15 protein-coding genes are annotated in these 20,680 nt (G+C 53.4%); 6 read left to right on the forward strand and 9 right to left on the reverse strand.

Annotated features, from left to right (window positions below; genetic code table 11):
• Window positions 1–90: 90 nt before the first annotated feature.
• On the forward strand, window positions 91–1,494 hold the full coding sequence (locus J2I46_RS12285; RefSeq protein WP_207329331.1) for an OmpA family protein: 1,404 nt from the start codon (window positions 91–93) through the stop codon (window positions 1,492–1,494).
• A gap of 151 nt (window positions 1,495–1,645) precedes the next feature.
• Here J2I46_RS12285 and J2I46_RS12290 read toward each other — a convergent pair whose 3' ends face one another.
• Together J2I46_RS12290 and J2I46_RS12295 are read right to left on the reverse strand one after the other, a co-directional pair.
• On the reverse strand, window positions 1,646–2,308 hold the full coding sequence (locus tag J2I46_RS12290; RefSeq protein WP_207329332.1) for an SGNH/GDSL hydrolase family protein: 663 nt from the start codon (window positions 2,306–2,308) through the stop codon (window positions 1,646–1,648).
• Window positions 2,309–2,448: 140 nt separating this feature from the next.
• A complete protein-coding gene (locus J2I46_RS12295; protein WP_207329333.1) occupies window positions 2,449–3,423 on the reverse strand; it encodes an alpha/beta fold hydrolase in 975 nt (324 codons plus the stop codon).
• Window positions 3,424–3,441: 18 nt separating this feature from the next.
• Between J2I46_RS12295 and J2I46_RS12300 the strand changes: the two genes are divergently transcribed.
• Entirely contained in the window at window positions 3,442–3,819 is a 378-nt protein-coding gene (locus J2I46_RS12300) for a hypothetical protein (protein ID WP_207329334.1), read from the forward strand.
• Here the strand turns inward: J2I46_RS12300 and J2I46_RS12305 are convergent.
• The 7 genes from J2I46_RS12305 to J2I46_RS12335 all read right to left on the reverse strand — a co-directional run bounded on the left by J2I46_RS12305 (window position 3,816) and on the right by J2I46_RS12335 (window position 14,614).
• The gene (locus tag J2I46_RS12305; protein ID WP_207329335.1) at window positions 3,816–6,020 is read right to left on the reverse strand and encodes a M56 family metallopeptidase; all 2,205 of its coding nucleotides are present in this window, start codon (window positions 6,018–6,020) and stop codon (window positions 3,816–3,818) included. The genes J2I46_RS12300 and J2I46_RS12305 overlap by 4 nt on opposite strands.
• A complete protein-coding gene (locus tag J2I46_RS12310; RefSeq protein ID WP_207329336.1) occupies window positions 6,007–6,381 on the reverse strand; it encodes a BlaI/MecI/CopY family transcriptional regulator in 375 nt (124 codons plus the stop codon). The genes J2I46_RS12305 and J2I46_RS12310 overlap by 14 nt, the downstream gene beginning before the upstream one ends.
• Window positions 6,382–6,871: 490 nt before the next feature.
• Window positions 6,872–7,582: an Ig-like domain-containing protein gene (locus J2I46_RS12315; RefSeq protein WP_207329337.1), complete on the reverse strand. Its 711-nt coding sequence runs from the start codon at window positions 7,580–7,582 to the stop codon at window positions 6,872–6,874.
• A gap of 14 nt (window positions 7,583–7,596) precedes the next feature.
• Complete coding sequence (locus J2I46_RS12320; RefSeq protein WP_207329338.1) at window positions 7,597–8,862, reverse strand: hypothetical protein; 1,266 nt, start codon at window positions 8,860–8,862, stop codon at window positions 7,597–7,599.
• A gap of 269 nt (window positions 8,863–9,131) precedes the next feature.
• On the reverse strand, window positions 9,132–12,668 hold the full coding sequence (locus J2I46_RS12325; protein ID WP_207329339.1) for a VCBS repeat-containing protein: 3,537 nt from the start codon (window positions 12,666–12,668) through the stop codon (window positions 9,132–9,134).
• Between the two features lie 141 nt (window positions 12,669–12,809).
• On the reverse strand, window positions 12,810–13,919 hold the full coding sequence (locus J2I46_RS12330; RefSeq protein WP_207329340.1) for an AAA family ATPase: 1,110 nt from the start codon (window positions 13,917–13,919) through the stop codon (window positions 12,810–12,812).
• Window positions 13,904–14,614 carry an RNA ligase family protein gene (locus tag J2I46_RS12335; RefSeq protein ID WP_207329341.1) on the reverse strand — a complete coding sequence of 237 codons (711 nt, stop codon included), beginning with the start codon at window positions 14,612–14,614 and terminating at the stop codon, window positions 13,904–13,906. Before J2I46_RS12335 ends, J2I46_RS12330 begins: the two co-directional genes overlap by 16 nt.
• Before the next feature lie 303 nt (window positions 14,615–14,917).
• Between J2I46_RS12335 and J2I46_RS12340 the strand changes: the two genes are divergently transcribed.
• From J2I46_RS12340 to J2I46_RS12355, 4 genes are all read left to right on the forward strand, one after another.
• Window positions 14,918–15,580, forward strand: a complete 663-nt coding sequence (locus J2I46_RS12340) for a Uma2 family endonuclease (protein WP_207329342.1) — start codon at window positions 14,918–14,920, stop codon at window positions 15,578–15,580.
• Between the two features lie 122 nt (window positions 15,581–15,702).
• Window positions 15,703–15,897 carry a hypothetical protein gene (locus J2I46_RS12345; protein WP_207329343.1) on the forward strand — a complete coding sequence of 65 codons (195 nt, stop codon included), beginning with the start codon at window positions 15,703–15,705 and terminating at the stop codon, window positions 15,895–15,897.
• 86 nt (window positions 15,898–15,983) lie between these two features.
• Entirely contained in the window at window positions 15,984–16,958 is a 975-nt protein-coding gene (locus J2I46_RS12350) for a polysaccharide deacetylase family protein (RefSeq protein WP_207329344.1), read from the forward strand.
• A gap of 436 nt (window positions 16,959–17,394) precedes the next feature.
• Window positions 17,395–20,643: a SusC/RagA family TonB-linked outer membrane protein gene (locus J2I46_RS12355; RefSeq protein ID WP_207329345.1), complete on the forward strand. Its 3,249-nt coding sequence runs from the start codon at window positions 17,395–17,397 to the stop codon at window positions 20,641–20,643.
• Window positions 20,644–20,680: the final 37 nt, after the last annotated feature.

Raw genomic sequence — 20,680 nt, forward strand, 5'->3', positions numbered from 1 at the left:
TCCGTCTGGTTGGTAAGTGGGGCTATTGGTTACACATAAACTAAATCTGTACTGGGTGTATGGTCACTCTGTACGTAAACCAACTTTCTAATGGCAGTTAACTTACTGGAGATGGCAAAAGGTTATTTGACCGATGCCGTTATTAGCCGCACAAGTGGCGTATTGAACGAGAACCCTGACGGGGTTCAGAAAGCACTGGTTGCTGCGCTGCCCGTTTTTCTGAGTGGCCTGATTTCACGGAGTAGTAGCCCAGACGGCCCCGGTATGCTCACCTCGCTCATTGAACAGTTTACGGGTAATTCATCGACAGCCACCCCTAGCTCTGATACCCCCGAGCAGCTAATGACGAAAGGGAGTGGCCTGATCAATACGGTGTTTGGTCCAGGCGCCGGTCTTGTTAGTACCGCTCTGGCCCAGTTTTCGGGCATAAAAAGCGAGTCGGCATCTGGTGTGCTCAGCTTAGCCGGGTCGGTTATTACGGGCTTGCTGGGGCGTCAGCTGATGAGCCAGCAGGGTGGCGTAACGGCTTCGGGCCTGGTTGGGCTAGTGGCCGGTCAGCGCGAGTTCATTGGAGCAGCTATGCCGTCTGGCCTGGCGGCCCTGATGGGCAACATTCCGGGGCTGGGCGGGCTGTTTGGCTCGGGCAGCGCGGCGGTCAAAGGAGCCGTTGGTTCATTGGGGTCTGCCGTGGCCGGTGCTACTTCGTTCGGTGGTAAAGAGGGGGCTGGCCGTGCCGTACATACGCCAGCTTACAGTGATGACGACAACAACTCTAAGGGTTTCAATTTCTGGCCCTGGTTACTGGCTGCGCTGGTGGCTGGCCTGCTATTCTACTTCCTGCGTGGTTGTGGTAATTCAAATGACACGGCATCGGCTTCCATAAGCGATACGACATCGGCCTCCGTACAGGATGCTACCGCCACGATGGACTCTACCGCCACTGCCGCCGGTGCACTGGTCGATTCGGCAGGTAGCTCTATCGCTGCTGCGGCCGATAGCGCAGGCAGCGCACTAGCCAATGCGGCGGCTTCGCTGGGTGCATTCGGTGCCAGAAAACTGCCCGATGGCATTGAGTTGAATATTCCGGCAAACGGCATCGAGAACAAGCTGATCGCGTTTATCGAAGACAAATCGAAGGTAGTAGACAAAACCACCTGGTTCAATTTCGATCGGTTACTTTACGAAACAGGTAGTGCAACACTAAAGCCCGAATCGCGCGAGCAGTTGCAGAACATTGCCGCTATTCTGAAGGCATATCCGGCGGTGAATCTGAAGATTGGTGGCTACACTGATAACACGGGCAATGCGGCCGCTAATAAAAAACTGTCGCAAAACCGTGCTGATGCAGCAATGGCTGAACTGATCCGGCTCGGTGTTGGGCAGGCGCGCCTGGAGGCCGAAGGCTACGGTATTGAGCATCCGGTGGCGTCAAATGCCACTCCGGAAGGCCGCGCGCAGAATCGTCGGACGGCGGTTCGGGTGACGAAAAAATAAGGCCTCCATCAGCTGGGTGCGAGCCCGTACTAAAAAAGGGTATTACCAGATTGAATGATCTGGCAATACCCTTTTTTAGTACGGATAACGGATGAAGAAGTAAGGGCGGCTCTGATGGAAAAGGGCCGACACTATGGCTCGCTTCGAGCAATCAACGTTTTTCGATCGCCGCCAGCATCTGCTCGGCTACGAACAGGTTACCGGTTTCATTGAGGTGTACGCGGTCGGTGGTCAGAATGCCCCGGTCTTTGTTGGTTGGGTTATTCTGAAGGTTGTAGTCAATAAAGGCTTTTCTGAGGTCAACAAGGGGAAGGTTCTGTTTAGTGGCCAGTTCACGGATCATGGTGCTATAGGCGTTCAGGTCACCATCCTGTTCGTTTGAGTTATCGGTCCGTTCGCCAATAACAGCAGGCGTACATAGAATGACTTTGCTGCCACCCGCCTGTAGTTTACGGATCAGCGCTTCATAGAACTTCACGAATTTTGGCGCGTCGGTGCCGGTGCCGCTGGTGCTCTTGTGCCACACATCATTCACACCGATGTAGATCACGACTACGTCGGGTTTCAGGGCCAGTACGTCGTCTTCCATCCGCAGATAAAGGTCATATACCTTGTTGCCGCCGATGCCTTTACCAATCAGTTCGTAGTCGGCGGCGCGGTTTTGTTTGGCCAGCATCTCCTGAATTTTCAGGATATAACCGCCGGGTCTGGCACCAGCTTCTGTGATGGAATCACCAAAAAAAACAACGCGGGTAGGTTTGGTTGGGGCAGTGAAGGCCAGCAAAAGAGGCAATAACAGAAATAACGATTTCATTGGAAAGAGGTTGATAAGACGATTTTGGATTTGGGTATTCAGACCAGCAAGAAGATGGGAACACAACGCGTATGTCCGTCTGCCGGGGTTATTCGGGCTGCGGCGGCAATCTACCACTAAAACCGCTCAACCGAACCGAACTACTTGTCTGGAAAGCCCCGGAGTGCTGGTGGCGGCAGGGCCTGTGACCACCGTTTTCTTAGCGACCATGCCTTATAATCGCTGGCGGTTTGAGTGGGAATTTCTTCCATGGGTACGTGCCCGGCATTGGGATACACAATCAATGAGTCGTTGGGCAGGTCGTGATGAAACCGATCGGCCACAGTGGCTGGAATCAGGTCATCGTGTTGGCCCCATAAAACCAGGGTTGGTTGACGAATCTGCTTGATCCGCTGCCAAAGCGAATCCGGAACGGGTTTACGCTGCACAAAGTGTTCCCGGTTACCCACGCGCCGGTTCAGATCGGCATACGTATGTACCAGCTTGTCAGAAACGAGGCTGTCGGCAAAATAAACATTCGTCAAACTACTGCGGAACAAGGCATCGGGTGTTAGCCTGGCCACCAGACCGCCCATGCCCGGTATGCGCGTCAGCCTGAAGCCAATCGGTACTGACTTAGACGTAAACGGATAACCCGCCGCATCGATCAGAATGAGCTGCCGAACCCGGTCGGGATGAATCAGGGCCAGATGCCAGGCAATGTTTCCCCCCAGCGAATTGCCCGCCAAATCGCAGCGTTTGATGCCTAGCCGGAAGAGAAACCGGTTTAGAAAGTCGGCATAATAAATGCCCGACGCGGCGTTTTTGGGGTGTGGCCCCGTGAGGGCGTAGCCGGGCAGATCGAGCCGGATGATGCGCCGGTCGGTTTTAAGAACATGTACCCAGCCGTCCCACGTTTGTAACATAGACCCCGTTCCGTGAAGTAATACCAGTGGTATCGAGTCGGCGGTGTTGCCCTCAATCTGGTAATGGACCCGCATCCCGTCGAGCGCCATAAACCGGGAGGCGGGTGTGGTGTAACGCATGGCCAGTTCCTCAACGCTTAGATCGCTCCGATAGAGTGAAACAACCAGACCGGCCAGGAAAAGAAGGGAGTAGAGAATGAATTTTCTCATTCGGCGTTACAACAAACGATGCTACCTATCGAAACAGAAAGCCCTCATATCCTACTGCTCAGAATAGGGTACGAGGGCGGTTTAGTAGAGCTGTACACACAAACGCTGGATCTACTGGCCCCTGTCTGGCGTGAAAGCAACGAAATGTCGTTCAACGACAATGACGACGAAATCTGGGTGGAGCGCCGAATGGAATACGCCGATTTCAACGCGTACTGGCAGGACTTCACCAGCCGCGAACGGTGGTTCTATGGTAGACCACTGGTCATTCACCCGGCTATACGTACCCACGTCCGACGCGCGCTCGATCAGGTACGTTCCCTGCCTTACGACTATGGTCAGCCAGAACGGTTTAGGTACGTTGCCCGCTGGCAGAAGGCGCTGCCCGTCTGCTAACGGGGTTCCTTCGGGGCGGTAGCGGGTTTGGGTAAAATAGCCGGAACCGGAGCGGGGGGTGGGGCAGAAACCCCTGGAATAGCCGGTATATCCGCCGCTGGCCGGGGTGCTTTCGGTGCTTTGGCCGGCCGGGGTGGGCGTGGAGGTCGGGCGGGGCGTGCTGGACGGGGAGAACGAGCGGATGGGAAATAATAAATACCGTCACCTTTGATCACATGATGCTTACCCGATGTAATCTCCTCGGCCTGACGCATGGCTTCTTCGGCTTGCTTTTCGGCCTGTTCAGAAAATTGCTCCGACAACTCGCCTATCTTTTCCGACAGTGCGTTGGTTGGCTCGTAGAGCTTTTCAATCGAATCGGCCAGCATTTCCAGCCGATTCTGGTACGGTTCCAGGCGGGCGTTTAGGGGCTCCAGCTTGGCGTCTAGTTTCGCCATCTGCGCATCCAGTTCGTCGAGTTGCTTTTCGAGCCTGCCTGCCTGCGCTTCTTTCTGTTGAAGCAATGATTTTGCCTTCGCCGAGTTCTGGCTTGAGAGCATTTGGGTTTCCCGGTGCAGCGTGACCATTTTGGCTGCCAATGCCCGTTGCTGTTTCGCCAGCTGGCCAATCTGGCTTGTGTAGGGGCTCATCTGCTTCTGGTAATCGCCGTTCTTGGCTGCCAGTTCGGCCATCTCCCTGGTCAGCTTGTCGGCCATGGGCTGACGTTCGGCCATCAGTTCTTTCATCTGTTTCGTGAGCAGTTCCAGTTGCTGCTGAACGGCCCGAAGCCGGGACGTATCACTGGCTAAAGCAGGTGCTGGATCAGGTACGTCTACCGTTGGCGGTTCTGGCGTAGCGGGTACGTTGGCAGTCGCAGATAGGTCAATAGTAGAGTAGTCAATCTGGGCCATGCCTTCGCTGAGTGCTTTCATCCCTGCATCAAAGGCCACGTTCTTCTCGATGATCGTCAGCAGGATGTCTCGGTTGGGTTGCTTCACCACGTCGAGCGATAGGTTGCCGGCCATCACCAGATCGAGTTGGCGTTGCAAGGTGGCCACGCGGGCGGCGGTGAGTTTCTGGCCTTTCCAGATAACGTACCCAATGCGTCGGCTGTCGATCATGCCGTATTCGCTGTCGGTGCTCACTGAATGCCGACGGGTGGGTTTGGGCCAGGCAGCCCGGGCGGGCTTCGGCTGGTTAACCGGCTGAATGGCGTATACCGACACACTGACCAGTAGCGTCGTGAAGAGCGTCAGGCCAACCAGGCTGCCATTTGATACCAGGGGGCTCGTTGGCACGCCCAATATCCGCCGAACGCGCTGGAGCAGGAGTTGCCGTTTGCTGGCGAAAGCCATAGCCAGAGATGGCGCGGGTGCCAGGCCGCGTTGCCATTCCTCTACGTTGGCCAAGGCTCTAGCCAATACACGGGCGTCGCCGATGATAGAAACGGCCAGATCATCGCAGCAATGTTCGCGCTCTTCCCGTACCCGCGCCGACAGCCACCATAACGCCGGGTGAAAGAAATACAGCGCTTCAATGGTCGACTGTACCATATTGAGCAAGTAATCGTTCCGTTGAACGTGGGCCAGTTCATGCGCCAGAATAGCCTCTATATCGGCCGTGCTCAGGCCAGCCAGCAGGCCAATTGGCCATAAAACCACAGGTTTGACCATGCCTACAACGAGCGGACCCGTCAGCCGGGCCGTTACCTGTACGCGTGCCGAGACGTTCATGCTCTGCGAAATTCGGGCTGTAGCGGCTGAAAGTGTGGGCGGAATGGGTAGCGTAGCGGCCATTCGTAACCGCTGCACGTAGGCCCAGCCGCCTGCGAGCCGTATACCGAAAACGCCAACGCCAATGAGCCACAGCCAAACGACTTCGGCCAGGTGGGCATGCAGAAACGATTGCATACCAACCAGCCACGACTCATTGGCGGCGGTCAGCAACGGTGTAGGTACGTTGTTGATCGAAGGCGCTGCCAAAGCTGGCCCGGCCAGCGAACGCGGTTCGTAGTACCAGGCGAACGTACCCAGCGAGGCCAGCACCTGCAGGAACAGGCCACTCATACCGATCTGGTACCGAAGCGCAGCCCGACCTCGACGCGCCAGATGTAAGAATACGGCGATGATCAGCACCACCGCGAAGCCCTGCCAAAGGGCGTGAATCAGCGTCCAGCCGAGGGCCTCGGCAATAGAACTGCTGAACCAGTTAGTCAGCTTCATTTTCCAGGTTGTTTAAGAGTTTTTTGATCTCGTCTAATTCGTCGGCGCTGGCTTTATGCCGCCCCAGCACCTGCATCACCAGCTGCGAAGCCGACCCCCGAAATGTGGTTTCCAGAAATCGGTCGATCATCGTTTGCCGGGCCTCCTGCTCGCCCAGCGCTGCCGTGTACACGTGCGATTTGGCGTCTTCAGAGCGGGTTAGCAGGCCTTTCTCGTGCATGATCTGCATCAGTTTCAGCGTGGTTGTGTAGCCAATCTCGCGTTGCTGACTCAGTTCGTCGTTTACTTGCCGTACCGTGCGCGGACCGTGTTTCCAGAGCACATGCAGGATCTCTAATTCGGAGTCGGTTGGTCGTGTCATCTATCTACGAATAATTTCGTAGTAAACCTATACGAATTATTTCGTAGATGCAAGTAGCTGGCGAAAAATCAGTGGATTGTCACATTTTTTAACACAGACAGCCGCCTTCATCTAACGTAAAGGCGGCTGTCTGGAAATGGAAATTCGTATAGAGGTACCGTACCCACAGATCAACCGTGGTGATCAGGTTCAGAGCCGGTTTAGTAACAGGTGATTGGTTCGTTAAACGCTTAACAGTCGCAACGGCATACCAGTTTTGGCTTGCCTCCGCCTGGCGGAATGATGATCTTACACTTACGACACTCCGGAGGGCAGTCATCCTGTATGCCATCAAGGTGTATACTGAATCCGGAGCCAGTAAGTGTCATTTTTGATTTACCATCATGCAACTCGTATTTGGTGAGTAAGTCCATTAATTCAGCGGCAAAGGCTGATCCACTGTTTTCCAAGTGTTCAACTGATACTTTCATAGTGGTACATGGTTAGTCGATTACTGAGCGTAAATTGTGTACGTTGAGCTTTTATTATTGCTGGTAGTTGCCTTAATAATCAATGGCCCTTCGTATTTGTCTGTTCCCAGCGTGTAGGCAAAATAGCATTTACCTGCTGGGTCGCTTACTGAGGTAGACGAACGAAAACGTCCTTTCTGATTACCTGCTGGGTCTGACACTGTAAGCTGCACCGACTGGTTGAGCGAAGGAATTCCTTTAGTGCGGGTAAGCGTAACAACCAACTGAATTTCATTCTCCGGCCCTTGTTTTATGACGAGTTGGCTGGGTGTAATAACTATAGCTTCTGGTTGGGCGGTAATAAATGTGTAGGATTTAGTCTGTGCGTAACCTGCTATACTCGCGGTAATAATGGCATTGCCTTCTGTCTGTGGACTGATAAGGGTTGCCTGAGCCAGCAGCCTGAATGGGTTCTGGGTTTCATCCTGCACGGCCACAACATTAATTGTGCTCTTTCCGTCGGTCGCCGCAAACGTGCCCGAAGAAGTACTAATTGTTACAGTACGTTTGTCAGCATCTGCTTTGAAGGGGAGCTCGACGGTCAACCTGGTTTGTGACATACCGTCTGCGTCAAGTTGGGCTTTCTCAAAGGTGATATCCTTAATTACATCTGCTGTTCGGATGGGCGTCTCATCATAGTTACAACTGAACACGGAGACCGCAACCAGACTGATCAGGAAGGGGGTTTTCATGGCTTTCATGTCGATTAAGCGCCAAACAGGAATTTACCAATATCTTTCAATACCTCTCTGACGCGGAGGTCAACCGAGATGCCAACGTAACCGATAGGAGCTAGCCGCGTTTCGGTGTAAAGCGGGCTGGTATCCGTCCGTTTCCGGTACAGAACCACTCCTCCCGTGAGTTTGGCTACGCTGCTCAACCGGTAACCAACGCCTATCATTAAGTTGTTGGCGTTGAACAGGTTTTGTCTGTAATTATCTTTAGCCAGAGAGAAGAGCGTTACCCCTGCATGAATGGACAGGCGATCCAGGGCAGAAATGTCACGTTTCAGAAAGCTTATGGGAATATCGGCATCAAACGGGCGAAACAGGAAATTGACACCTACATATGGTACAACACCCAGAAACTGACTGTTAACTCCCACACTGCCAGTGCCCCCCAGCCCGTAAAAGATGGCTCCAAAATCAGGTTGCACCCGAATTCCCACTCGGGTTTCCAGCTTAAACGACGCCGTACCAGAAACTGACAACAGCTCCATATTCTGGAAAACCTGCGCTGTTTCACCTCCCGCCAGTGTAACAGGGTTGCCGCCATTGGCCAGCGAGGCAAGCAGTGTAGCCCGGGTACTGGCACTAACGCCTGATGCTAAAATTGGCTCTGCGATCTGTGTGTAGTAAAGTTCGAAGTCAGATAAGTCAATTTGTAGATAATCCTGATTAGCCGTTTTCTCTCTATTTATCCGGTTAATGATGTCGGTGATGGTCTTCTTCCTGGCTATGATGGCCTGGTCTGTAATAGGCCCGGGGTTACGTTTCGTGTAGTTGTTAACAGCATGTAAATCAATGAACGCCTCGGTCAATCTTTCACGTTGATCATCGTTCATTGGATACGCAAACACCAGGTCGTAGGTACTGTTTGGTTTTAGCGGCGGTACCAGAATATCATATGCCTGCGTGTAGGTTGGATATCCGTCTGTTATATCTGATTTGGTATCGAAAAAATCAACTGAAGTAGGGCTACTTGGCGTCGGATCAAACGTTCTCGGAAACAATAATTGAGGGGTAATAAATACCGCTTTCAGGGGCAACGAGCCGTTTTTGTAGTAGCGCCTGATGTAGAACCAACGGTCGAAAGGGAATGATTTTTCAGGAATGTTCGAGAACGGATCTAGTTTGACGATTATTTTCTCTTCCCCGAAATAACCTAACTTATCGGGTACCCTTCGCTGACACAACACTGGCGTTGCCAGTAAAAAACAGAATAGTGTGCAGAATAGTAGAAATGATTTCATGGAGCAGCATTTTAAGCGTCTGATTGGCAATGCCTCAAATCTACGCCAGGCGGCCCCACACTCGCCAGGGGGATTTCCCCCTGATACTTCTGTAAAATTCCCATTTCATTAACCATAGTTTCCGGGGTGGTGGCCACTCGGCAGAGTAACGGTCTGGATTGCGTCTATCCCGAACGAAAGCTGCCTCCTGTGCAGATGCCAGATGTTATTTCGCCCAGAGAGATACCCATTTGTTGAGGTGTAAAGAGCGAGTTCACCAAACGGAGAGCCTATGGTGTCAGTTGCGTTATTACGGCACCGTCGTTCCGGGCTGCCAGTAGTAACGTACCTGCCCTGCCCTGGCCTGCCCGACGGGTTGGTATGGCCATCAGCCGACGTATATCACCAGTCAGAGAAAGGCCGCTTTGGGTAGCCGGAATGGCAACGTACCCAGCCTTCCCGTTGCCTTTTAGCAGCAGCCCCTGCCCGGCATCGCAACGGCCCTGTTGTACGCGGAGTGGGAAATAGTTGCCCGCTAACAGAATATCGTCGATGCCATCGCCGGTAAAATCCTGTACCACAAACCCCTGAACCGGAGCAATCTGCGCCTCGATGGGTAACGGTTTTACTTTAAATACACCCCGACCCAGGTTCTCCAGCATACTGCTTTGCAGTGTATTGACAGTCAGCTCGCGGGCTTTGGCCAACGTACCTGCATCGAACATGGTCTCGACGGTGGCTTTGGCGTAATCGGCGTAGCGGACGTATTTCTTGCGCAGACTATTGATCTGATCCAGCAGTTCATCGCGCGAGGCGAGGGGAATGTGTTTACCGTCGACGCGCTGGACAATAATCGGATCAATGCGACCGTCTTCGTTGAAATCGGCGGCTAGCAGGGTCAGAGTGGTATCGCCACGGGCTTTCCATTGGACGTTGGTGCCGAGGTTGCCCAACAGAAAATCGGTATCGCCATCGTGGTCGAGGTCGTGCGGAACAAGGCAGGTCCAGAGGCCGCCGGTTTGGGCGAGCCCCAGAGCGTCTGCGTTGGTAGGAGCAAGCTGACTGTTCTGATTCATGAACAAGGTCACGGGCATCCAGTCGCCAACGAGTAGCAAATCAGGTACGTTGTTGCGGTCCACATCAACCCAGGAAGCACCGGTCACCATGCCAGGCGTTAGCGTTTGGGCAATGGTGAACTGCGGCCCTCCCGCCGATCCTTTACCATTATTTTTGAGCAGGTAGGAGGGAGCCGCCGTCGGGAATTGCCCAGGAACGGCCCGCCCGCCAATGAACAGATCGAGGTCACCATCGCGGTCATAATCGGCGGCGGCTACGCAACTGCCGGGACTGGTCTCGACGGGCAACGTACCTGACGGAGCCAGCGCGAACTGACCGGCGGTGTTCAGAAAAAGCTGATCCTGATAAGCGGGCGAACCCGGCGCATATTCATTCCCGCCACGCACCACATACAGGTCAGGATCGTGGTCACCATCGGCATCGAAAAAGAGGGCGGCGATGGCATCAGCAGGTGGATTTATTCCCGTTTCACCGGCATTCCATTGTAGCGATGGCGTGAACTGACCGTTAGCCTGTTGTAGAAAAAGCCCCGACGCCTGCCCGGTGGCCCCACCAACGAACACATCGACAAGCCCATCGCCGTTCACATCAGCACTAGCCAGAGCGGGCCCCTGTTTTGAAAGTTGGTACGGAATCAGGGGTTCCTGCTTGAAATCGACGTACGGGTTTTCCCGATGCACAAACGGAATGACCCCGTCGGAAACCGGCTCAAGCAGCCTGTTCTGCTGCACGTCAGGTACGTTACCGGGCAGCTGTGAATCGGTCTGTCGAATGGTCACGGCCGAATTGGGTAGAACACTAGGTACGTTGCTGAGCCGTCCGTCGGGCCAACGTACCTGCACCTGAACGGGGCTGGTGCTTGTTCCCAGCGGAGTGCTGCCCAGCCCGAAAGTCAGTACCGGGGCCATCGCCGATTGAAAGCCGCGTGTGGGCACCAACTCCTGCGTTTGCACGAGGACACCCCTCTTTACCGTTACCAGTGCCCCTACGCCAAAGCGGTTACCTCCTTCACCCGCGAGCCGGATAGTCAGGTGTTGGTTTTGTGTCTGTGTCTCGGCATTATTGCGGTAGACAGAGGCGGGTGAATTTGTGTTGTTTACCACCAGATCCAGATCACCGTCGTTATCGAGATCGGCATAAGCAGCCCCCGTCGATACAGCTCCTTCTGAAAGGCCCCACCGGTTGGTCACGTCATCAAATTGGAGCCCATCACGGTTGCGGAAGGCGACATTGTCTGTTTGGGTGGAAGGCAGCTTGGCAATCAGGTCGGCGGTAGGCAGATTCTTCTTGATGTCATCGTCTGTCGTCAGCGATTTTCCCTGAGCGGCAACCTGCTCTTTGGCGGCCTGAACATCGTACTTCAGAAAATCCATGCTCGTGAAGTCGCGCACGATGCCGTTGGTAACGTACAAATCTTTCCGCCCGTCGTTGTCGAAATCAGCCAGTAGCGCCGCCCAGCTCCAGTCGGTATTTGAGATGCCCGCCAGTTGCCCAACCTCAGAGAAAGAGATTTCGGATTTGGGATTAGGGCATCTTCCCTTTCCTCCTTCCTCCCCTTCCTCCTTTCCTCCCCTATTAATGTGCAACATATTCCGCATGTGCTGGTAGCCGTAACCGCTGTCGACCATGAGGCGGAATTTGTCGTATTCGTCGGGGCCTTTCAAGAGTTTTTGCCGTTCCCAGGAAGCGGGGAGCATGTCCATCGTCACCACGTCGGGCAGGGCGTCGTTGTTTACATCGGCAACGTCGATCCCCATCGTATTCCGTGACATATGCGTGAATGACTCTTTCGTCGATTCGATGAAATGGCCATGCTGGTCGTTTACGTAGAAGTAATCCTGCTCTTCGTAGTCGTTGGCTACGTACAGGTCGGGCCAGCCATCACCCGTCAGATCGCTGACCGCCACACCCAACCCAAAATTGATACTCCCGCCATGAATACCCGCCTCTTCGGAGACGTCGGTGAAAAAGGGGGAGGAAAGGGAGGAAGGAGGAAGGGAGGAAGGGGGGGAAGAAAAGCTTTGCTCGCCTTTCCTCCCTCCTCCCTTTCCTCCTTTCTCCCTTTCCTCCTTCCTCCTCTCATTCCTATACAGTCTGTTTCCAAAATAGGGGTGGCGTTTGTTGCGGACGGCGCTGGTGTTGAAAAAGGGCGAAAAGAACATGTTGCCGTGGTTGACCAGAAACATGTCGAGGTCGCCGTCGCGATCATAATCGAAAAAGCTGGCCTGGGTCGAGAACGTACCTGGCGCGTCGAGGCCGTATTCGGCGGCGCGTTCGGTGAATGTTGGGATACTGCCGGGTTTGCTGGCATTGTTAATGAACAACTGATTGGCACGGGCGGCCGTGTCGTTCAGGGCCGAGTAACAGACGTAGATATCCAGCCAACCGTCGCCGTTCACGTCGGCCATGGTCACGCCCGTTTTCCAGTGCCCCGGCCGACCCGCTACGCCTGCGGTCTCGGTAACGTCGTCGAACAGTAGATTGCCTCTGTTTAGATAGAGTTTGTCGGGAACCTGATTGCCGGTGAAATACACGTCGGTCAGGCCATCGTTGTTCAGATCGCCAACGGCTACGCCACCGCCGTTGTAGGTGTATTCGTACTGCAACACATTCTGATCGGCCGTTTCGGTGATGGTGTTGGCAAAGGTGATGTGCGTATCATCGGCATCCAGCGCCGTAAACAGCGTAGGTTCGGTGTTACGGCAACCGGCAAGTAATAGACTGGTAACGAAGAATAGCGAAAAACGCATGGGTGGGAGGGTGGTAAACGGGCTACTAGTCAGCTTCAGGATATGCAGTTTAATGGCTAACGGTCAATAGTCAAAGTCCGACGTTGTCTGGCCAAGTTTGGTAAGCCCCGACTTGCCGACTATCAACTATTGACCGTTTTTCTATACCACGTCGTAGATCACCTCATGTGCTTCCCATAAGGCTGGCACCTCCCATTTCGCCATCATGTGGCTGATCGCCGGTTCGGGTACCTGGTGCATCCGGTTGGCGTTTTGGTCGGCTCGGGTCGCATTGGGCACTTCCACATACACGAGTATCACCCTGGCCCGGTAGGTTACGAACAGGTCGATCAGCTGCGCCCGCATGTTTCGGGTAATGTTGGTTGCATTCCAGACAAACGGCTGCTTACTGCGAAGGTAAACCCGCGCCTGCTCTTTCGCTGCCTGCACTACCCGCCCCGTTCCGCTACGATCGGTAGGATCGATGCCCATCCGCCGACGGATACCGTCTAAACTGACTACCGGCCAATCGGGATAGTGGGTCAGAATATGGAAATCCTTACCTACGCCCGGTAGCCCGCTCATCAACACAACCTCCGTTTCTGTTTCGTCGAAAAGCGCATAATCGGGTGCCAGATCATCGCGCCGGAAATACTGAAACCGGGTCAGGTTCGAGGCAAACGGAAAGGGTTTCCCGAAGCAATCCTGTTCAAGGCAGAACGCCTCGAAGAGGTCGATTTTGTAGCGTAGCTCGTCCTGATCCGCACAGGTACGTCCCGTCACGTCGGCGCGGGCCAGCATCGTCAGCCAGGCGGTGTTCACCTCAAGGCTGGTCTGCAACACGGTTTGGCGCGGATTTTCCTTCTCGAATAACCAGAGCGGTAAGCCGTGATAGCGCACCAGTTTGGCAATGGACTCGCGGGTGGTAAAGGGCGTAGGTACGCTATCGTACAGGATCAGGCGGGCGGTGCGTTCTCCTTTGCGGACGTGGCCTTTTGAGGTGATCGACCCATCATCTTCCAGTACCGTGGTCGACCGTTTTTCTACGTCATGCAACAGGGCTGCCGCCCAGACAATGGCCTGGTCGGCAGCCGGTAAAGCAATGTATTCGGTCGAGGCCGTAAGGGCTTCGAGCACCATCTGCGTATGGGTCGCTACATCGCCCTCGGCATGGAAAACAGGGTCCTGGGGTACACCCACCATGTGGCGTACCCAGTCGAACTGGCGCATGAGATCGGGCCAGCTGGTATGGTTAGTTAGTTGCCAATCCATTTCGAGTTCGTTTCGCCAGTCAGTGGAGCACGACGCCAGGTACGTGTCCAGTGCTGGTCGGTTTGTACATGCCCTTTTCGGACATACTTGAAAACGCGGTTCGGAAAATCCGCTATGGAGTAAGCCCCCGCATCACGTGAGACGACGCCTTCGCGCGTACAGGGTTGACCCGTGTACACGTCAACGGACCCAAACACGCTGGGTTGCGCGACCAGCGTCAGCACGTCTGCTTCAACAGCATCGGCGCGTAGAGGAGCCCTTGAGCGAGCCAGCACGGGCACCGTAGGCAAGTCAAGCAGTTGGGCGTAAAGCTGGGTTTCTTCCCACGAGAGCCACATGCCCAATTCACGTACGCCGAACACGAAGAAATGCTGGTCGAGGCGTTGGTAGGCAATGGAATGGATGGCGAAGAGGTTTTCACCGAATATCTCGAGGTTGCCCAGATCATGTCGGATGGTTTGCCACCGCTGCCTGATCGAACTCGTCCAGGGCGACAGAGTGGGGGCTGCATGTGAGCGGGCAAATACACCATGTCGACTCAGACAGTTGTTTTCACCGTCGAGTTTCTCAGTATGTATCAGGTCGGTGATAGACCCCAGGTCGTCGGCAAACTGATGATTGATGCGGTCGTCGCTGGTCGTGCCGGGCGAGAAAGGATAATGGTACGTTCGCCCGTACTTTTCTGATAAAGCCATTTTCTGAATGAATGTGGTAAGACAATAGACACAAGGCTGCCGAGAGGCTCCGGAAGGGAGGCTCCTTAGCAGAAACAGATGTCGATTGGCATTACATGGCTTCTCAAGCGGATTCGGCAACGCGTTTATGCGTTGGATAGGGCAAAGGTACGAAAAGAGAGGATGCCGAGTTTTAGCCGATTCGCAAACGACGCAGGTAGTGGTTAATTAGTACGAGATGTCTCAGTACCACGCTGTTGAATAGCTGGCATAAGAAAGGCATTCGTACAAAAATCGTATCTTTGAGAGGCCACCGTATTTGCTATGACTGAACTACTGTATCAATTATTAGACACCCCGAAAGCCCCGTTGATTATTCAGCAGGCATTGGTGATTTTGAACAACGAGAACGAGAAACGTCGCGCTTTCTATGAATGGCTTGATGACGATATGAAAGCAGAGTTCATCAACGGCGAAGTCGTAGTGCATTCTCCCGAGCTGGATCGGCATACAGAAGCAGTGATGAACTTCTGTATGCTGTTGAATGTATTTGTCACCAAGCATGACCTGGGCCTTGTGCGGATGGAGAAAGCGCTGGTGGAGTTAACCCGCAATAGTTACGAGCCGGATGTTTGTTTCTGGGGTTCGTCAAAAGCGGCGGCGATTCAGCCGGATCAACTCTATTACCCAGCCCCTGACCTGGTGGTTGAAGTGCTGTCGAAAAGCACCCAGAAACATGATCGGGAAACAAAATTCATCGACTACGCTGCGCATGGCGTAGCTGAGTATTGGCTCGTCGACCCGCTTCGGCAACAGATTGAAGCATTTACGATTGATGCTGATACCGACGAATATGAAGCGGCAGGTACGTATACCCTCAAACAAGCTATCGAAAGTAAAGCTGTACAAGGGTTCGCTATGCCTGTTCGCGCTGTTTTCGACAAAGCTGCCAACATGATTGCCTTACAGCAATTGATGAGTGCATAGAAGATTTCCGAGTAATAAAGTAGGAAGGTGATGGCGCTTAGAACAAAGTGAGATAGAGCGGGTTAATTGTGCAATTGCCGGTAATCGGCCAATCGTTCATTACACAAAACCAACCAACGTTTATGAAAACGCTTCTTCGTATTCTCCCAGTTGCCTTCCTGGCCCTTTTCTTCACGCTGACCATGACCAGCTGTGCGGCCATCGGCGATATTTTTAAAGCTGGTGCCTACACGGGCATCATTGGTGTAATCGTTGTTATCGTGCTGGTAATCTGGCTGGTATCGAAGATGTTTGGCGGTGGTAGTCGTAACAGCTAACTTGTTCTTTATAGAAGCATAAAGCCGACACCCTGTGCAGGGTGTCGGCTTTATGCTATACTGCCGTTCAATCAATTGATTGCCCAATGATTTCCAGTTCTGGCGCACGTTTCTACTTATCAGTTGTATTGCTGCTGCTGACGGCCAGTCCGCTAATGGCCCAGTTAGCCGATTACCAGGTTTATTACGGCGTAACGAGCCGCCCGGAAACCCAGGTAGTGCTGCGGCAATGGCGGCAAGACGGTCAGGTACGTTACCTGCTGGTTGACCCGAAAACGCTGGAAACCTCTGTGGCTATCCTGCCGATAGACGCAGTCCAAACTCGTCCGTGGCCAACCTTGCTTCAGGAAATTACCCAGACTCCATACGGGCGGGCCATCCGGATGGAGCAGCAGCGCGATGGAGCACTGCAGGATGCGGGCCTGGAGCGGGCCGACACCACCGAGCGGGGTTTTAGCCTGACCATCGACCTTTGCCCGTCGACAAAACCACTGACCCGATCGGTCTTTGAGGCGCTCATTCAGTCATTTGAACCGTCGGAAAAGCCCATTCCGGTAACCATCACCATCACCGGCCTCTGGATGGCGAGCCATCAGTCCGATCTGACGTACCTGAAAACCCTCGTCGCCCGTGGTGATCTGGCTATCACGTGGGTCAACCACTCGTATCATCACCGGTTCGATCCGCGCCGCCCGTTGCCGGTCAATTTTTTGCTTGAACCCAACACGAATATCCGGGATGAGGTGCTGCTCAATGAGCAGGCCATGCTCATAAACGGTCTGACTCCCTCCGCTTTTTTTCGCTTCCCGGGTCTTGTTTCAGATAAACTGGTGTTCGACGAAGTGCTTTCGTTTGGTCTGTTGCCCATCGGGTCCGATGCGTGGCTGGCTAAGAAGCAGGCTCCTAAACAAGGTAGTTTCGTGCTGATCCATGCCAACGGAAACGAGCCCCTTGGTATCAGCGATTTTATCAGCCTGATCCGGCAACAGTCAACGGCTATCAAAAACCGGGCGTGGCTATTATACGAGATGCCTTCCAGCGTGGCGAAAGCCGTAAAATAGGCATTGCCGGGGAAGTTGCCCGATGAGTTTCTGCGGATACAAGGCTCTGATAATCCGGGCAGGGTTACCTCCTGACCCCGCCGCTCCTGTTCAGGGGATATCACGGCTATAATCAGCAAGGGTTATGCTGCCACCGATACCCTTCCCCTCATTGACGTCAGGTACGTAGGTGTATGCAACACCTGATAAATCATGATGCGTTTGAACCAGTAATCAGCTGTGACATGGCGCGTTATCCCGGGAAATCATACGTAAAAAATACGCCATATCGCGTATCTTAACCTATACGAACGCACTGTATATTATTATTTTACAAATGTATAAGTGCAAATACTTAAATATGACAACCGATAACTCATTAACTATCATATGACATAGATTGATTCAATAGAGGGTTTGTTTTTTCATATTTTAGCCTCTCTCAATAATCTATAACATGAAGAACAATTTACTAGGCGTGTATCGCACATCGACGCTGTTTATGCTTGCGTGGCTTTTATACGCAGGTGCTTTTGCTCAGGATCGAAAAATTACAGGTCGTATTATAGACGCTAACGATAATAGCGGACTACCTGGTGCCAACATTGTGGTAAAAGGCACGCAGACGGGTATCGTAACAGATGGCAATGGGCAGTTCTCGTTGAACGTAGCGGCCGGTCGGGATGTGCTCACTATTTCAGCCATTGGCTACGTGTCGCAGGAGGTTACGATAGGCTCCCGAACGGCAATAAACGTTGCTCTGGCCCCCGACGTAAAGACCCTGACAGAAGTAGTTGTAACAGGGTATGGCGCACAGGCGAAACGCGACATTACCGGGGCCGTCGCTACGGTTGATACCAAGCAGCTTTTGGCAGTACCGGCAACCAACGTTGGTCAGGCGCTTCAGGGGCGCGTGGCTGGGGTTCAGGTGGGTAATGAGAATGCGCCGGGTGGCGGTGTCATGGTGCGTATCCGGGGGTTTGGTACGATCAACGACAACTCACCGCTCTACGTAATCGATGGTGTTCCTACCAAAGGAAACCTAAATACGCTGAACCTCAATGATGTTGAGAGTATGCAGATCCTGAAAGATGCCTCGGCGGCATCGATCTACGGGTCGCGTGCTGGTAATGGCGTGGTGATCATTACCACCAAGAAAGGCAAGGCCGGTAAGCCCAAATTTACCTACGATTCCTACTTCGGCTCGCAGCGGCACGGCAAATTGCTGGACATGCTCAACACAAAGGAATACGCTCAACTGATCTGGGAGTCGCGGATTAACTCGAAAGTGGTGGGGGCCAACGGGAATCCAGTTCATTCGCAGTTTGGCAATGGTCCCACCCCCGCTATTCCTGACTTCGTGCTGCCGAGCGGAGCCTCTTCGAGCGACCCCCGTGTAGCGCAAAACCCGGATGGCTCCTATGTCAATTATAACAGTGATATCAACTCACCGAAATTTCTGCTGATCACGCCGGCCAATAAAATTGGTACTAACTGGCTGGAAGAGATTTTCCAGACGGCTCCCATTCAGAACCACCAGCTGGGCGTTTCGGGCGGTAGCGAGACGGGCCGTTACGCCATGTCGTTGAATTACTTTGACCAGGATGGTATCATGAAATATACCGGCTACAAACGGTATTCATTACGGGCCAATACAGAATTCAACATCAACAAGCGTGTGCGGGTTGGGCAAAACTTCCAGGTGGCTTACGGCGAACGAATCAGCCAGCCCAACGGAAATAACGCGGAGAGCAACCCCGTTTCGTTTGCCTACCGGATTCAGCCGATCATCCCGGTATATGACGTAGCCGGTAATTTTGCGGGTACACGCGGGGGCGATCTCGATAATGCCAATAACCCGCTGGCGCTGTTGTATCGAAATAAAGACAACGTGCAGAAAGAGATGCGCTTATTCGGCAACGCCTTCGCCGAAGTCGACATCCTGCCAAATCTGACAGCCCGAAGCAGTTTCGGTATCGATTACAACCTGTTCAACTACCGTAACTACACCATTCGCGATATTGAATCGGCCGAGGCACGTGGTTCCAATTCGTTGACGACGAACAATAATTATGAATGGACCTGGACCTGGTATAATACCCTGACCTATAGCATGAATCTGGGCGATCGGCACCGGTTCAACGTGATCGCCGGTACAGAATCGATCAAAAGCTATTTCGAGTCTTTTGATGCCAGCCGCACCAACTTCGCCGTGGATGACATTGAAAACCGCTACCTGAGTGCGGGTACGGGGGTACAGACTAACAACGGTGGCGCATCGAACTGGCGGCTGGCGTCGGAGTTTGCCAAACTCAACTACGTGCTGGACGATAAATACCTGATCGACCTGACCGTTCGGCGCGACCGCTCGTCGCGTTTTGCCCCTGAGTTTCGCTCGGCCGTGTTTCCGGCTGCCAGCGTGGGCTGGCGGATATCTAAAGAAGATTTCTTCAAGCCGTTCACGCTCGTCAATGACCTGAAATTCCGGGCGGGTCTGGGCCAGACAGGTAACCAGGAAATTGGTAACTATAACTCATACACCCAGTTTAGTACCAACCCGGCCACTTCGTTTTATGACATAAACGGTACACGCACATCGGCCATACCGGGTTATGAGTTAACCCAGTTTGGTAACGCGAAGGCCAAATGGGAAACCACCACTAGCCTGAACATCGGTTTTGATGCCATGCTGCTCAAAAACAAACTGAGCATCGGCTTCGACTGGTACACCCGCACCACTTCGGATATGCTGTTCCCGGTACAGGCTCCGCTCACTCAGGGGGTAGCCACGGTCCCTTTCCAGAACATTGGCTCAATGCGCAACCGGGGTGTTGATCTGATGGTTAACTATGGCGACAAACTGGGCAATAGCGGCTTGAGCTATAACATAGGTGCCAACTTTAGCACCTACCGCAATGTGGTTGTCAAGACCAACGGCGACCCCAGCACGCAGTATTTCGGTATTAACGACGAGCGGATTCAGAACTTCGTTGTTACCCAGCAGGGTTATCCGCTGGCTTCATTCTTCGGCTACACCATCGACGGCATCTTCCAAAGCAACGATGAGGCCAAAGCAGCACCTGTGCAGTTTGGTAATGCGGCTTCAGAGAACGTGGCTGGCCGGTTCAAATTCCGGGACGTAAACGGCGATGGTAAAATTGACACCAAAGACCTGAGTATCATTGGTAGCCCGCACCCAAATTTCACGTACGGCCTCAACCTGAACTTGAATTACAAGAACTTCGGGCTGACCCTGTTTGGCCAGGGTGTTCAGGGCAATCAGATTTTCAACTATACCAAGTACTGGACGGACTTCCCAACGTTTGGGGGAAACCGCAGTACCCGGATGCTGTATCAGTCGTGGCGCCCCGGCAGTACGGATGCTATTCTGCCCCAGCTCCGGTCGAGCGACCAGGTTAGCATTCAGCCGTCGACCTACTACCTCGAGAGCGGTTCGTACTTCCGGATGAAAAACATTCAGCTGACGTACCAACTGCCCCAGGTACTGCTGGCCAAACTGGGACTGTCGGCCACATCGGTTTACATCCAGGGCCAGAACATGTTCACGGTCACCAAGTATTCGGGCATGGACCCTGAAGTCAACCTTCGCGCGTATTCGTCGGGGAACGACCGCCAGATTGGTGTCGATGGCGGCTCTTACCCCGTGGCAAAAACGATATTGGTAGGTCTGAATCTTTCATTTTAATCCAAGTCCATCCGGGTATCGAAACCAGATGGCTCGT

Origin of the sequence: Fibrella forsythiae, from assembly GCF_017353175.1 — a bacterium.
Taxonomy (GTDB): domain Bacteria; phylum Bacteroidota; class Bacteroidia; order Cytophagales; family Spirosomataceae; genus Fibrella; species Fibrella forsythiae.